Origin of the sequence: Bradyrhizobium brasilense (genome assembly GCF_029714345.1) — a bacterium.
GTDB classification, from domain to species: Bacteria; Pseudomonadota; Alphaproteobacteria; order Rhizobiales; family Xanthobacteraceae; genus Bradyrhizobium; species Bradyrhizobium australafricanum.
The window spans coordinates 1,322,127-1,337,500 of record NZ_CP121669.1 but is presented as its reverse complement, the minus strand read 5'-3'; the positions used below and the strand labels follow the sequence as shown (position 1 = coordinate 1,337,500).

At 61.6% G+C, this 15,374-nt stretch carries 9 protein-coding genes, 2 tRNA genes and 2 rRNA genes (1 of these 13 only partly in view); 6 read left to right on the top strand and 7 right to left on the bottom strand.

The window, feature by feature from the left end:
- The 4 genes from QA635_RS06045 to QA635_RS06030 all read right to left on the bottom strand — a co-directional run.
- Window positions 1–1,238, bottom strand: a 23S ribosomal RNA gene (locus QA635_RS06045) (it extends 1,608 nt beyond the left edge of the window).
- Window positions 1,239–1,641: 403 nt separating this feature from the next.
- Window positions 1,642–1,717 (bottom strand) — tRNA-Ala (locus QA635_RS06040).
- Window positions 1,718–1,828: 111 nt separating this feature from the next.
- Window positions 1,829–1,905, bottom strand: a tRNA-Ile gene (locus QA635_RS06035).
- A 211-nt stretch (window positions 1,906–2,116) separates the two neighbouring features.
- Window positions 2,117–3,605, bottom strand: a 16S ribosomal RNA gene (locus QA635_RS06030).
- Together the 16S and 23S rRNA genes with 2 tRNA genes alongside form the textbook arrangement of a ribosomal RNA operon.
- Before the next feature lie 1,008 nt (window positions 3,606–4,613).
- Here QA635_RS06030 and QA635_RS06025 point away from each other — a divergent pair.
- Window positions 4,614–6,677, top strand: a complete 2,064-nt coding sequence (locus tag QA635_RS06025; protein WP_283067793.1) for a M23 family metallopeptidase — start codon at window positions 4,614–4,616, stop codon at window positions 6,675–6,677.
- Between the two features lie 108 nt (window positions 6,678–6,785).
- On the top strand, window positions 6,786–7,043 hold the full coding sequence (locus QA635_RS06020) for a hypothetical protein (RefSeq protein WP_283067791.1): 258 nt from the start codon (window positions 6,786–6,788) through the stop codon (window positions 7,041–7,043).
- 44 nt (window positions 7,044–7,087) lie between these two features.
- Here QA635_RS06020 and clpB read toward each other — a convergent pair whose 3' ends face one another.
- Both clpB and QA635_RS06010 read right to left on the bottom strand, forming a co-directional pair.
- Window positions 7,088–9,739, bottom strand: coding sequence for an ATP-dependent chaperone ClpB (clpB, locus tag QA635_RS06015; protein ID WP_283067789.1), 2,652 nt, complete (start codon window positions 9,737–9,739; stop codon window positions 7,088–7,090).
- A 191-nt stretch (window positions 9,740–9,930) separates the two neighbouring features.
- A complete protein-coding gene (locus tag QA635_RS06010; protein WP_168858416.1) occupies window positions 9,931–10,494 on the bottom strand; it encodes a helix-turn-helix domain-containing protein in 564 nt (187 codons plus the stop codon).
- 57 nt (window positions 10,495–10,551) lie between these two features.
- Here QA635_RS06010 and QA635_RS06005 point away from each other — a divergent pair, with 57 nt between their 5' ends.
- Window positions 10,552–11,067, top strand: coding sequence for a GNAT family N-acetyltransferase (locus QA635_RS06005; protein WP_283067786.1), 516 nt, complete (start codon window positions 10,552–10,554; stop codon window positions 11,065–11,067).
- A gap of 55 nt (window positions 11,068–11,122) precedes the next feature.
- Complete coding sequence (locus tag QA635_RS06000) at window positions 11,123–11,914, top strand: MOSC domain-containing protein (RefSeq protein WP_283067784.1); 792 nt, start codon at window positions 11,123–11,125, stop codon at window positions 11,912–11,914.
- Window positions 11,915–11,956: 42 nt separating this feature from the next.
- On the opposite strand, the gene QA635_RS05995 is transcribed toward QA635_RS06000, so the two are convergent.
- Window positions 11,957–12,622, bottom strand: coding sequence for a TIGR02594 family protein (locus QA635_RS05995; RefSeq protein ID WP_283067782.1), 666 nt, complete (start codon window positions 12,620–12,622; stop codon window positions 11,957–11,959).
- 230 nt (window positions 12,623–12,852) lie between these two features.
- Here QA635_RS05995 and QA635_RS05990 point away from each other — a divergent pair, with 230 nt between their 5' ends.
- Complete coding sequence (locus QA635_RS05990; protein ID WP_283067780.1) at window positions 12,853–13,719, top strand: alpha/beta fold hydrolase; 867 nt, start codon at window positions 12,853–12,855, stop codon at window positions 13,717–13,719.
- A 136-nt stretch (window positions 13,720–13,855) separates the two neighbouring features.
- On the top strand, window positions 13,856–15,337 hold the full coding sequence (locus QA635_RS05985; protein WP_283067778.1) for a hypothetical protein: 1,482 nt from the start codon (window positions 13,856–13,858) through the stop codon (window positions 15,335–15,337).
- The last annotated feature ends 37 nt before the right edge of the window (window positions 15,338–15,374 follow it).

Below are 15,374 nucleotides of genomic sequence, written 5' to 3'. Positions count from 1 at the left end.
CTCGTGGCTTGAGCCCCGTTACATCTTCGGCGCAGAAACCCTTATTTAGACCAGTGAGCTGTTACGCTTTCTTTAAAGGATGGCTGCTTCTAAGCCAACCTCCTGGTTGTTTTGGGATTTCCACATCCTTTCCCACTTAGCCACGAATTAGGGGCCTTAGCTGTAGGTCCGGGTTGTTTCCCTCTCCACGACGGACGTTAGCACCCGCCGTGTGACTCCCGGATAGTACTCTCAGGTATTCGGAGTTTGGTTGGGTTTGGTAAGACGGTAAGTCCCCCTAGCCCATCCAGTGCTCTACCCCCTGAGGTATTCATCCGAGGCGATACCTAAATATCTTTCGCGGAGAACCAGCTATTTCCCAGTTTGATTGGCCTTTCACCCCTAACCACAAGTCATCGGAGTCTTTTTCAACAGACACCCGTTCGGTCCTCCAGTGAGTGTTACCTCACCTTCAACCTGCTCATGGCTAGATCACTAGGTTTCGGGTCTAATACAACGAACTTGACGCCCTATTCAGACTCGCTTTCGCTACGCCTTCGCCTATCGGCTTAAGCTTGCTCGTTAAATTAAGTCGCTGGCCCATAATACAAAAGGTACGACGTCACCCAGAACGTATCTTGGGCTCCGTCTGTTTGTAGGTGTCCGGTTTCAGGTCTATTTCACTCCCCTCGTCGGGGTGCTTTTCACCTTTCCCTCACGGTACTGGTTCACTATCGGTCGCTGAGGAGTACTTAGGCTTGGAGGGTGGTCCCCCCGTGTTCAGACAGGATTACACGTGTCCCGCCTTACTCGTGGATACATCATCGCATTACTCGTACGGGGCTATCACCCTCTGAGGCCCTGCTTTCCTGACAGGTTCCGATTGTCTTTGATGTATCACTGGCCTGGTCCGCGTTCGCTCGCCACTACTAACGGAGTCTCGATTGATGTCCTTTCCTCCAGGTACTTAGATGTTTCAGTTCCCTGGGTTTGCTTAAAACCTCCTATTTTATTCGGAGGTCTCATACCTTCTCTTGATAACCGGAAATCCAAAACCTCGCGGTCTGATTTCTCGCATTTCTGGTCGAACCCCAACACACAAGGTCTTGGAGTTCCGGCTATCGAAGGTGGGTTTCCCCATTCGGAAATCCGCGGATCAAAGCTTCTTCGCAGCTCCCCACGGCTTATCGCAGCGTAGCACGTCCTTCATCGCCTCTCAGCGCCAAGGCATCCACCGAACACCCTTAAGGCACTTGATTGCTCTCATTATCAATGTCCACACACTCGGCAGAATGTTGTCTGCACAACTGCCCGAAGACCGAAGTCTCAGGCACGCATCCTCGATGAATGCGATTGCACAGCCGGACATTGACTAGAAAGACCAGCTTGCTTCGTAAGATCGGCCCGATAGCGAGGCGGTCAAGCTTCGCTAAAAGGGATCATTTACAACCCGCATCCAATCTTGCGATTGAAAGCGAGCGCCGAAATGATCCCGGAGATAATGAATGGCTCAGGCGAATTGCTTCGCTTGATCCAAACTCGGATCGATCTCCTCTTTACGATGTCAGAAAACACGCACGTCACCGTCCATCCGGACCAATGAGTGCGAAGTGATGTTTCGCGGACGATATGAACGAGGCATTATCGAGCTTCAATTCCATCTGGTGGAGCCAGACGGGATCGAACCGACGACCTCATGCTTGCAAAGCACGCGCTCTCCCAGCTGAGCTATGGCCCCGTACCAGAAGACGAAGCGCATTGTTGATACCCGCTCGCCTTCGCCAAGGCTGCGGCGCAGCAGCCTTCATCTTGAAGGGCCTGCCTAGCCGAAGCAGCGAAGCGCGAAGGCTGGTGGGCCTGGGAAGACTTGAACTTCCGACCTCACGCTTATCAAGCGCGCGCTCTAACCAACTGAGCTACAAGCCCCTAACACAAGAGACATGCCGGCGCGCACTCGACCTGAAGTCGGTGCATCGCACAGCGCTCAGCCCCTGGCGCGTGTTCGTCCGCGAAGAAAGAGAAACGAAGACGGCGAAATCCCGCCAATGGAGCTCAACAATCCTGAAACTGTTGGCCCCTGAATGTTTCTAAAACGATCCGATAGATAGCGTGAGCTGATCTGAAGGATCATCCTTAGAAAGGAGGTGATCCAGCCGCAGGTTCCCCTACGGCTACCTTGTTACGACTTCACCCCAGTCGCTGACCCTACCGTGGCCGGCTGCCCCCTTTCGGTTAGCGCACCGTCTTCAGGTAAAACCAACTCCCATGGTGTGACGGGCGGTGTGTACAAGGCCCGGGAACGTATTCACCGTGGCGTGCTGATCCACGATTACTAGCGATTCCAACTTCATGGGCTCGAGTTGCAGAGCCCAATCCGAACTGAGACGGCTTTTTGAGATTTGCGAAGGGTCGCCCCTTAGCATCCCATTGTCACCGCCATTGTAGCACGTGTGTAGCCCAGCCCGTAAGGGCCATGAGGACTTGACGTCATCCCCACCTTCCTCGCGGCTTATCACCGGCAGTCTCCTTAGAGTGCTCAACTAAATGGTAGCAACTAAGGACGGGGGTTGCGCTCGTTGCGGGACTTAACCCAACATCTCACGACACGAGCTGACGACAGCCATGCAGCACCTGTCTCCGGTCCAGCCGAACTGAAGAACTCCGTCTCTGGAGTCCGCGACCGGGATGTCAAGGGCTGGTAAGGTTCTGCGCGTTGCGTCGAATTAAACCACATGCTCCACCGCTTGTGCGGGCCCCCGTCAATTCCTTTGAGTTTTAATCTTGCGACCGTACTCCCCAGGCGGAATGCTTAAAGCGTTAGCTGCGCCACTAGTGAGTAAACCCACTAACGGCTGGCATTCATCGTTTACGGCGTGGACTACCAGGGTATCTAATCCTGTTTGCTCCCCACGCTTTCGTGCCTCAGCGTCAGTATCGGGCCAGTGAGCCGCCTTCGCCACTGGTGTTCTTGCGAATATCTACGAATTTCACCTCTACACTCGCAGTTCCACTCACCTCTCCCGAACTCAAGATCTTCAGTATCAAAGGCAGTTCTGGAGTTGAGCTCCAGGATTTCACCCCTGACTTAAAGACCCGCCTACGCACCCTTTACGCCCAGTGATTCCGAGCAACGCTAGCCCCCTTCGTATTACCGCGGCTGCTGGCACGAAGTTAGCCGGGGCTTATTCTTGCGGTACCGTCATTATCTTCCCGCACAAAAGAGCTTTACAACCCTAGGGCCTTCATCACTCACGCGGCATGGCTGGATCAGGCTTGCGCCCATTGTCCAATATTCCCCACTGCTGCCTCCCGTAGGAGTTTGGGCCGTGTCTCAGTCCCAATGTGGCTGATCATCCTCTCAGACCAGCTACTGATCGTCGCCTTGGTGAGCCATTACCTCACCAACTAGCTAATCAGACGCGGGCCGATCTTTCGGCGATAAATCTTTCCCCGTAAGGGCTTATCCGGTATTAGCTGAAGTTTCCCTCAGTTGTTCCGAACCAAAAGGTACGTTCCCACGCGTTACTCACCCGTCTGCCGCTGACATATTGCTATGCCCGCTCGACTTGCATGTGTTAAGCCTGCCGCCAGCGTTCGCTCTGAGCCAGGATCAAACTCTCAAGTTGGACTTGAAACCTTGAACCGGCTGATCACAACGTTTGACGAGGTCCCACCATTCTTCGTCGACCGAAGTCAACGAGCCGCCTGCGATTCACATCGTTGGCAGCGATGGTGTAACCTTTAAAACGTGTACCGCCGAAGTCTTTCGTCCACTCTCAGAAGTCAAAAGCCGAAGCTTTCAAGTATCCCGAGAGACGCAAGGACTCCGCCGTCCACGTTTCTCTTTCTTCATCTTCACTTGTCAAACAGCCCGGGATCCGATGACCCCACACCCTTAGAGGGTGGTTCTACCCTTCACCGGCCGACGGTGAACTTCAACCGATTTATGTCGGCTGTTGTGTCACTCATCGAAGTGAGGAGCATCAGTGGCGCGTTCGCTCGCCTTGGTCAGTGACCCGGCGGCGCCGCGCTCAGTGGTTGGTTTATAGTCCGCACCCCTCGGGATTGTCAACGGCCATTGTCAACAAATCGTCGCACGCCCAAATCGCTTGTGCAGTGCGAAGAAATTCTCGTGCTTTCCGTGGCTTAGGTCGGAGGTAAAAATTCGTCACCCAGCCCTCGCGGCAAAAAACTTTAAAAAAAGTTCGTCGCCGGGGGGCCCGTGAGGCCCTCCAAAACGGGTTCCAGCCGCCCCGGGGCCGGGCGGCGGGCATCGACCTGCTTTCAGGGAAGCTTTTCCACCTCAAATGCCGCACTTGAGCCACAATCCTGCGACGTTCTGGCTATAACGAATGCATTGAACCGCTCGTAACCTGTGGGGGCTGGGGCGGTTTTTCTGGGGGACCAGGCGATTTTCTCCAAAAATCCGTCGCCTCTTCCCTTCGCGGCCGAGCAACATCGAGAGATCTGCACACCATTGACGTTCGAGATCGCGGCTAGCTAATGGCCATCGGCTTCTCGAATTCGATGCGTGTGGCTCGCCACACTGCCGAGATTCCTCTTCGGGGGATCAAGGTGGGGACGAGGACGAGCTGAGGTCGATCGCAGTTGCTGGAATTTGGGGGGATATCGGGTTGAGCCAACGGGCGTCACGCGGAAGCGGCATTGGGCGCGAGACCGGGATGATCGATCTCGGTCACGAACCGCCGCTTTCAGTCGACGGCACCGAGGCCGCGGTGATCGACCGCCGCCGTGTCTCCGTTCAATGGTTTAGCGGCACCATTCTGACTGGACTATGTGGCGCGGCCCTAATCGGCGGCGCCGTTTTTGCGTCGCTCGACGGCGAGATGACCTTCGCCAAGGTGCCGGAGCGTGTCGAAGGCGCGCTCCGCGGCGCGTTCACCGGCAACGATCGCGTCGTCAGCCTGCACAAGGGCGACCGCCTGCCGCCGCCCAGCGAATCTTCCGCCTCCCGCAGCCTGGTGCGCGTGTCGACCGTGACCCGCGTCGGCAATCGCGACGTGATGCGGGTGCGGCCCTTCATCCGAATTTCCGGCAATCTCTCGATGACCACGAGCGACCTGTCGGCAAAAATCCCCGCGTTCAACGCGCAGCGTCTGCTGACCGATGTCGGCTCCGACACGCCGGCGGCGGCCGAGGATCCGAATGCTGCGGCCGAGCCCGACGCCGAGGTCTCGTTCGTCACCAAGGATCTCGGCTCCGTGCTGCCGAAGGCCAAGCTCGCCGCCGTCGTCGCGCTCGACGACGTGCTGATGCGGGTCCGCGACGCCGCCAACTGGCGCGGCTCCGGCGGCTCGGTGCGCTACGCTTCACTCGCCAATGCCGCGGCTGACGCAAGTGGTGCCGGCCCCGACATGAGGATGGCCTACGCCACCGAGGGCAACACCTCCGATCCCTATGCCGGCTTCGAGACCCGCGTGGTGCCGGAAAACGTCACCCTGCTGCCGAAGACCAAAGAGCAGGTCACCGGCGGCAATCCGGTCGGCGAACGGGTTCACGTCGTCAGGAAGGGCGACAGCATCACCTCGATCCTGCGCGATCAGGGCGCAACGCCCGAGGAGGCGAAGGCGATCGCCGCAACGCTCGGTCCGCGCGGCCGCGACGGCGGCCTGAAGGAAGGCCAGAAGGTACGAATCCTGATGGCGCCGGCCGCGCCTGGACCGAATGTCAGGCTGCAGCCCTATCGCGTGATCGTCGCCAACGAATCGGTCATCGAGGCCGTCGCTGCGCTGTCCGATCTCGGAAAATACGTTGCCGTCGACGTGCAGAGCATGAACACCGTCACCGAGACCGCCGACAATTCCAGCGACGATGACGAGGATGATGGCAGCGGCGTGCGGCTCTACCAGAGCATTTATGAGACCGCGCTGCGCAACAAGGTGCCGCCGACCGTCATCGAAGACATGGTCAAGATCTACTCCTATGACGTCGATTTCCAGCGCAAGGTCCAGCCGGGCGACTCGTTCGACGTGTTCTTTGCCGGCGAGGACGAGGGCGTCACCAGCACCGAAAAAACCGAAGTGCTCTACGCCGCGCTGACTGTGGGCGGCGAGACCAAGAAATACTACCGATTCCAGAGCTCCGACGACGGCCTCGTCGACTACTATGACGAGACCGGCAAGAGCGCGAAGAAGTTCCTGGTGCGCAAGCCGGTCAACAACGCGATCATGCGTTCGGGCTTCGGCGGCCGCCGCCACCCGATCCTCGGCTATGTGAAGATGCACACCGGCGTCGACTGGGCCACCGCCTACGGCACGCCGATCTTCGCTTCCGGCAACGGCGTGCTCGAGAAGGTCGGATACGAGGGCGGTTACGGCAAATACATCCGCATGAAGCATGCCAATGGCTACGAGACGGCCTACGGCCACATGTCGGCCTTCGCCAAGGGCATGGAGATCGGCAAGAAGGTGCGGCAGGGCCAGGTGATCGGCTTCGTCGGCTCGACCGGCCAGTCGACCGGCCCGCACGTCCACTACGAAATCCTGGTCAACGGCCGATTCGTCGACCCGATGCGCGTGAAGCTGCCGCGCGGCCGTTCGCTCGAAGGCCCGATGCTGGCGAACTTCGAGAAGGAGCGCGACCGGATCGAGGCCCAGATGTCCAGCCGCGGCAGCTCGCGAATCGTCTCGGACGCGACCAGTTCCACGTCGCAGACGCGCTCCACCACCAACCGCTGACGTCACCCCGCGTCTGACCGCGGAAACCTTCCAAAACCGTTCCGAACGGAACGATTCACACCCGATTCGGCTTGTCCAGGCTGGACTCCCCTTGCAGAGGAGGCACGCATGACCAGCCTCACCCGTGACGACGTGTTGAAAGCCGTCAGCCACGCTGACGATGTTACGATTGCCAAGATCATCGCATCGGGAGCAACCTTGGCCGAGCTTGCCGAGGCGCAGGCCTGGCTCGCCAATGACGAGCCGCTGATCAATGCCGGCAAGCCGCTGGCCACCGGCCGCGCCCGCGAGCTGGTCGACATCCTGTCCGACCTCGAGCCCAGCGAGGACGATGAGCCCTCACCGCCCATCGCCCCGCAGGAGTAATTTGCCCTCCCCGCGGCATGCGGGGAGGGTTTTCGTTATTGCACTCAGTTCAGCTTGCGCTTCGAGACCGGAGCCTCGAACTGCACGATCTCAGCGGTCTTGGGCACCTGACCGTTGAAGGTCAGCACGTTGCCCTTCTCCGAGATCACGACATGATCGCCGTCCTTGACCTCGCCGGCGAGGATCATCTCGGCCAGTGGATCCTGCACGCTGCGCTGGATCACCCGCTTCAACGGGCGGGCGCCGTAAGCCGGATCCCAGCCCTTCTCGGCGAGCCAGTCCCGCGCCTTGGCGTCCAGCGTGAGCTCGATCTTGCGATCCTCGAGCAGCTTGGTCAGCCGCGCGAACTGGATCTCGACGATGCGGCCCATTTCGCTCTTCTGCAGGCGGTGGAACAGGATGATCTCGTCGATGCGGTTCAGGAATTCCGGCCTGAAATGCGCCCGCACGACGCCCATCACCTGATCGCGGACCGCCGCGGTGTCCTCGCCTTCCGGCTGATTCACCAGGAACTCCGAACCGAGATTCGAGGTCATGATGATCAGCGTGTTGCGGAAGTCGACGGTGCGGCCCTGACCATCGGTCAGGCGGCCGTCGTCGAGCACCTGCAACAGCACGTTGAAGACGTCGGGATGCGCCTTCTCGATCTCGTCGAACAGCACGACCTGGTAGGGCCGGCGCCGCACGGCTTCGGTCAAGGCACCGCCCTCGTCGTAGCCGACATAGCCGGGAGGCGCGCCGATCAGCCGCGAGACCGAGTGCTTCTCCATGAATTCGGACATGTCGAGGCGGACCATCGCGGTCTCGTCGTTGAACAGGTCAGCGGCGAGCGCCTTGGTCAGCTCGGTCTTGCCGACGCCGGTGGGGCCCAAGAACATGAACGAGCCGGTCGGCCGGTTCGGATCCTGCAGGCCCGCGCGAGCACGGCGCACGGCGGTGGCCACCGCACGCACGGCTTCAGCCTGGCCGACGACGCGCTTGGCGAGACTGTCCTCCATTTTCAGGAGCTTGTCCTTTTCGCCCTCCAGCATCTTGTCGACCGGAACGCCGGTCCAGCGCGAGACGACCTGCGCGATGTGGTTGGCGGTGACCGCCTCCTCCATCATCTCGCCGCCGTTCGGCCTGCTGTTTTCTCGGGCCTCGATGTCGGCGAGCTTCTTTTCCAGCTCGGGAATCCGGCCATAGGCCAGTTCGCCCGCCTTCTGGAATTCGCCGCGACGTTGCGCATTGGCAAGCTCGACGCGGAGCGCATCGAGTTCGCTCTTCAGCTTCTGGGCATTGGAGAGCTTGTTCTTCTCCGCGCTCCAGCGCGCCGTCAGCGCCGTCGACCGCTCCTCCAACCCGGCGAGCTCCTTCTCCAGGGTCTGCAAGCGGCTCTTGGAGCCGGCATCGTTCTCCTTCTTCAGCGCCTCCTGCTCGATCTTCAGCCGGATGATGTCGCGATCCAGCGAATCGAGCTCTTCCGGCTTGGAATCGACCTGCATCTTCAGCCGCGCTGCCGCCTCGTCCATCAGGTCGATGGCCTTGTCGGGCAGGAAGCGGTCGGTGATGTAGCGGTTCGACAGCGTGGTCGCGGCCACCAGCGCTGAGTCGGTGATGCGCACGCCGTGATGCTGCTCGTACTTGTCCTTCAGGCCGCGCAGGATCGAGATGGTGTCCTCGACCGTCGGCTCGCTGACATAGATCGGCTGGAACCGGCGGGCCAGAGCGGCATCCTTCTCGACATGCTTGCGGTACTCGTCGAGCGTGGTCGCGCCGATACAGTGCAGCTCACCGCGCGCGAGCGCAGGCTTCAACAGGTTGGACGCGTCCATCGCGCCGTCGGTCTTACCGGCGCCGATCAGCGTATGCATCTCGTCGATGAACAGGATGATGCCGCCCTCGGCGGTCGAGACCTCCTGCAGGACCGACTTCAGCCGCTCCTCGAACTCGCCGCGATATTTCGCGCCGGCGATTAGGGCACCCATGTCGAGCGACAGCAGCTTCTTGTCCTTCAGGCTCTCCGGCACGTCGCCATTGAGGATGCGCAGCGCCAGGCCCTCGACAATGGCGGTCTTGCCTACACCGGGCTCACCGATCAGGACGGGATTGTTCTTGGTCCGCCGCGACAGAACTTGAATCGTGCGGCGGATCTCCTCGTCGCGGCCGATCACCGGGTCGAGCTTGCCGTCGCGCGCAGCCTGGGTCAGGTCGCGGGCATATTTCTTCAGCGCGTCGTAAGCGTTCTCGGCGGTCGCGCTATCAGCGGTGCGGCCCTTGCGCAGCGCTTCGATCGCCGCATTCAGGTTCTGCGCCGTCACGCCGCCCTTGTTCAGGATGGAGGCCGCCTCGCTGCCCTTCTCGAGCGTGAGCCCGAGCAGCAGCCGCTCGACGGTGACAAAACTGTCGCCGGCCTTGTCGGCGGCCTTTTCCGCCGCATCGAAGGCGCGCGCCAGCTCCGGCGACAGGTAGACCTGCCCGGCACCATTGCCCGAGACCTTCGGCAGCTTGTTCAGCGCCTCTTCGGTCGCTTTCAGGATTGCTCTGGAATTGCCGCCGGCACGGTCGATCAGACCGCCGGCGAGTCCCTCATTGTCGTCCAGCAGCACCTTCAAGAGATGCAGCGGCGAGAACTGCTGGTGACCGTCGCGCATTGCGAGCGACTGGGCAGACTGGATGAATCCGCGCGCGCGCTCGGTGTACTTCTCAATGTTCATTCGTTTTCCCTCGGCCTGCCATCGTCACCCATTCAGGCATGACAACGGCATCTTCATTGGGTTTCCGCGGGCCGCGTTGACGTTCCTCAACCAGCCTCTGGTCGTCGCCATCATTTTTCAGGCTTGCCGCAGATGTGGGCACTTGGTTCCAAAACGGAAGAGCCACAGTCTGCGATTTCACCCGATGAAGCTCAGCGCCGCACGATGGCGACAAGGTAGCGGCAGGGCTGAGCCGTTTCGTTACGGAAGACGATGTCCGACGGCGGACCGAGCTCGACGCGGTCGCCCGCAGCGAGCTCATGGCGCTCCGCCCCTTCCATCAAGGTGAGGCGGCCGCTGATCACCCACACCACCTGGCGGACCAGGTGATAGGCGCTGGCGGGAAAGCCGGCTTCCTGCCTCGCAGGCAGCTCGATCTCCACCAGTTCCAGCGGATTGGCCGGATGCAGGAACACCTGCCGCCGCAGATAGGCCGCCTTCGGATCGCGCCACACCGGCTGATCCTTGGCCCGCTGCAGGCGGGAATTGTGTGAGGCAACCTCGAACAACGCGGCCATGGTCAGACCGTAGGCCGTGGCGATCCGCGACAGCGTCGCCGCCGTCGGGCTTGCCTCCGCCCGCTCGATCTTGCTCAGCATGGCCTTGGACACGCCGGCCCGCCCGGCGAGGTCCGCCAGCGACCAGCCGCGGCCCTCCCGTTCGGCGCGAACCCGCCGCCCGAGAGCCTCATCGGCCTTGTCCTCTATAATTGACATAACGTCTTATATAGTAGACGATGGGATCCATTCAAGAGGCCCGTCAAGGAACCACCGATGATTATCCGCCCCGCCACCGAGCAGGACATCCCTGCGATCACCGCGATCTTCAACGAGGCGGTCGCCAACTCGAACGCGATCTGGACGGAGAAGCAGGATTCCGACGCCGAGAGGCTGGCCTGGATGACGGCGCGGCAGGCTCTGGGCTATCCCGTGCTGGTGGCCGTCGAGGGAGCGACGGTGCTCGGCTACGGCACATTCGGCGATTTCCGGGCCTTCCCGGGTTACCGCTACAGCGTCGAGCACAGCGTCTATATCCATGCCGAGCATCGCGGCCGCGGCCTCGGCCGGATCATCGTCGACGAACTGATCGCCGCGGCCACCGCGCTCGGCAAGCACGTCATGATCGCCGGCATCGACGGTGGCAATCCCGCCTCGCTGCGGCTGCACGCGCAGGCCGGCTTCGTCGAGGTCGCCCGGATGCCGGAGGTCGGACGCAAGTTCGGCCGCTGGCTCGATCTCGTGTTCATGCAGCGCCTGCTGGACATGCCTGGAGCGGCGCGCGCCGACTAGTACCTTCCCGCGGGCGGCAGTTCTCCTCGCACGCCAAACAGGCTAGAGCGGGCGAATGGACAACACGCACGCTTCCTCTGCCCGGATCACCGGCATCTATCGCTATCCTGTCAAGGGTCTCACGCCCGAGCCGCTGCCGCACGCAGAGCTCAAGGCCGGCGAGACGATTCGCTCCGATCGCCGCTATGCGATCGAGAACGGCCCGAGCGGTTTCGATCCCTCGGTGCCTAAATGGCTGCCGAAGCCGCATTTCCTGATGCTGCAGCGGGACGAGTGGCTGGCGCCGCTGCGCGCCCATTTTGACGATGACAGCCACGTGCTGACGCTGCGCCGGGATGGCGCGATGGTGGCCCAGGGCGACCTTGAGACCGCGGAAGGCCGCGCGGCAATCGAGCACTATTTCGCCGATCGTCATACCGGCCAGATCAAGGGCCCGCCCAAGGTGTTGGTCAGCCCCGGGCACAGCTTCTCCGACGTGCCGCGCAAGGTGGTCTCGATCATCAATCTGGCGAGCCTGCGGGCGATCGAGGAGATGGTGCAGGCGCCGGTGCATCCGCTGCGCTTCCGCGCCAACCTCTATGTCGAGGGCTGGCCGGCCTGGCATGAAGCCAGCCTGCTCGACCAGACCATTGCGATCGGCAGCGCCCGGGCCACGGTGGTGAAGCGCATCACCCGCTGCGCCGCGGTCAATGTCGATCCCGATACCGGCGCGCGCGACCTCTCGGTGCCGAACACGCTGATGCAGCGCTTCGGCAATAATGAATGCGGCATCTATGCCGAGATCATCAGCGATGGCGGCGCCGCCGTCGGCGACACGATTGCCGCCGAGGGACCTGTAGCGTCGTAGGCCGGGCAAGGCGCGTGCGCGCCCTGCCCCGCTTTCGAGCGATCAGTTGGTCGGCATCACATAGGCGTAGATGCGGCCGCGCGAGACCCGCGTCTCGCGGACGCGGTGGCCGCTGTTGCCCGAGATCATGGTTGGATTGCCCTTGGCATCGACGCCGGTGATGATGCCGACATGGCCGCCGCCGCGGCGGCTCATCACGGCGATGGCGCCGACCTGCGGTCCCGAAACGCGCGTGCCGTATTTGGCGAACGAACTCGCCATGTCGGAGCCGGTGCCGCGATGGCCGGTGTGCTGCAGCACCATGTTCATGAAGCGGGCGCACCACAGGCTGGAGCGGTCGGTCGGATTGCCACCGAGATAGCGGCGCGCCTCGGCCACGATGCCGGACGAGCCGAAGCCGCTTGCCGCAATCACACCGCCGGTGTTGGGCACGGCGTCAGCGCTGCCGGGCAACGGCGCCGCGTTGGTTTCGATGATCCCGCCCGGCTGCGCGAGTGCGCGGCGCTCGGCGCGCGACAGCCGTGCGGCGTGCCGGTAGTGGTGACGGGCATAGTGACGCGCGTGATGGCCGGCATGGGCCGAATGCGCGTGACGTGAAGGATGCGGACGGGCGGAGGCCGGAGCGGCGGAGATCACGGCGAGAGTGAACGAACACAGAGCCAGCGCCAAAACACGAAGCGACCGGCGACACGCAAGCAACTGAACCATACTTCACTAGATCCTCTGTAACGCCCCCAATTCCCCGTCGCGTTCCCGGGGGAACACGGCGGTGGTTTTGAAAATCGGGATGGCGCGAGGAAGATTTCATGCGGCACTGCGGGAACAATTCCTGGGTCATTCCGCGATGATTCGATGACGAGAAAAGAACCGGAACTGCCGCATTGCGGCCTCGAAAATTAACTGCAAATCTGGAGGCGGCCAACGAGAGGAGAATTTCAATGCCCTACGCCACGACGAAAGATCATGTCCGCCTCCACTTCGAAGAGGCCGGCAGCGGCAGCCCGATCATCTTCCTGCACGAGTTCGCCGCCGATCACACCAATTGGGAGCCGCAGATGCGCTACTTCGCGCGCGGCCACCGCTGCATCGCCTATTCGGCGCGCGGTTACACGCCGTCCGACGTGCCTGCGAGTGCCGACGTCTACACCTACCAGCACTTCTATACCGACGCGCTCGCCGTGCTCGACCATCTCGGCATCACCAAGGCGCATTTCGTCGGGCTCTCGATGGGCTCCTATTCGTCGCTGCAGGTCGCGCTCAACGCGCCGGAGCGCGCGCTGTCGATGACGCTGGCCGCCGTCGGCTCCGGCTCCAGCCTCGAGCATCTCGATGCCTTCCGCGCGCAGTGCCGTGCCAATGCCGAGCAATATGAGAGCATCGGCGCGGTCGAGGTCGCCAAGGTGACGCGCGAGGCGCCGAGCCGGATTCCGTTCCTGGTCAAGGATCCGCGCGGCCACGCCGACTTCTACACCGCGCTCGCCCGCCACGACGCCAGGGGCTCCGCCAACACGATGCGCAGCTTCCAGGGCGGCAGACCCTCGATCTACACCATGACCGACGCGATCAAGCGCGCCGCGACGCCGGCGCTGATCCTGTGCGGCGACGAGGACGACAATTGCATCGCGCCCAGCATGTTCCTGAAGCAGCATCTGCCGGCCGCCGGCCTCTCGTTCTTCCCGAAGTCGGGTCACGTGCTCAACCTCGAGGAGCCGGCGCTGTTCAACGAGATGGTCGAGCGCTTCATCGCGCTGGTCGAAGCCGGCCGCTGGCCGGTGCGCGATCCGCGGTCGCTGGTGGCAGGGTGATTGTCCCGTGTCGTCGCGGTCGCGGGGTGCAGGACGCAGCCAGAGCCTGCGCGGTAAAGGCAGACAGCGCGCGCAGTCTGCGTCCGGAATATGGGCAAAGGAAATCCATCAACGTTCCGATGCCACCGGGCGAACTATGAGAGCAGGTTACCTTCTTCTGCTCTGCGTTATTTCCATCGGGCTTGCGGTCGTCTCCAGGACGGTTTGCGCGGAAGGCTTCGTTGAGGAAATGAAACTGGAAGCCGCGGGCGCCGCAGCGAACACGTCCTATCTCCTAGATGGGAAGCCACAGCCTTCGATCCCGATCGGCTGGGCCGTAATGAGCCCAATGATCGTCGTCATCGGCGACGATCAGTACGCGCCCATTTTCGCGCCTTGCGATCCCGCCAATCCAGGCCTGTACTGCGTCGAAATCCTGAGAAGCGGCGAGAGGTTCGCGCAACCGCTCGATATGGGGCACGCCTTCGCGCCGGACGGCTTTCAGGCCGAGCTCGCCTATCATCCTCCGCTGTTGTTTACCGACGGAACCAGGCTGCTGGTCGCTTACTGGGTCCGCGCCAAGGATCACCGTTCCATCATCCAACTGCTTTCGCTCGATCCAAAAGCCTCCGCTCCCGCCCCATGGACCCTATTGTCGAGGCTCGAGAACCCCGGTGACGAGCTTCTGAGCTATCTCGGAGGAGCGATGGGGCCCACCGGCGAAATCGTGATCGCTGGATACGGGACCGGTGGACCTGCGCGGAGCCACCGGCTCGAACTCACCAGGATAGTTCCGCCTTACACTGGCCCGTGGATGCCGAAACAGCTCATCGCCGAATATCCCTCTCCAGCCTACGCGCCGGAATATCCTCATGTCGCCATCCGTGACGATGGCAGCATCAGCATTTTGACCGTGCTCGCCAACTACACGCCATGTCCGGAGAATCAGGTCACGTATTCGGTCTACAAGAACGTCATCGCCTTCGAGGGCCGTTATGGCGAGCCTTTCGTCGCGCGGTGGAGCGACGCTACGGCCGACACCGTGGCCGATCCGGCGAATCACGGCGACAGCTGCCTCTATGGAGCGGACCGTTATCCGTTGGCGCATTTTTGGGACAAGCAATCGCACGCTATCTATTCGATCGTCCGCAGCGCCAATCTCGATGGAGTCGACGCCACGAACAGGGTGGGATCGAACGCCCGCTTTTCACGGACATTCAAGCTCTATCGCGACGGCACCCTGGTCGTGCCCGACCTTGCGCCCTACTTCGCGCAATATTTTGTCGACCCGGAGCATCCCTGCTACCGGCCAGAAAGCGCCTGTCATATCCATGCCATGACGATGACCCGTCTCGATAATGGAGAATTCGTCATCTTCGCCAACGCCCGCGACGATGACGCCGCGTTGACCTACTCAAAGATCGGCGTGATCTGGTCGAAGGATCTCCAGACCTTCTGCGAGCCGGTCTATCTGTCGACCTCCTACGGTCCCGGATACAGCATATTCGTCGCGCAACCCGACAAGAATGGCATGCATTCGGTGCGCAAGCTTGAGTTTCTCAACGCCGGCAACACGTATAATCCGGTGCAGCTCAACTACAATCAGCGTATGACCTTCTGGCGCTATTCCCTGGAATAGCACCGGCGCGATTTCGCAGACACGCAGCAATCAACAA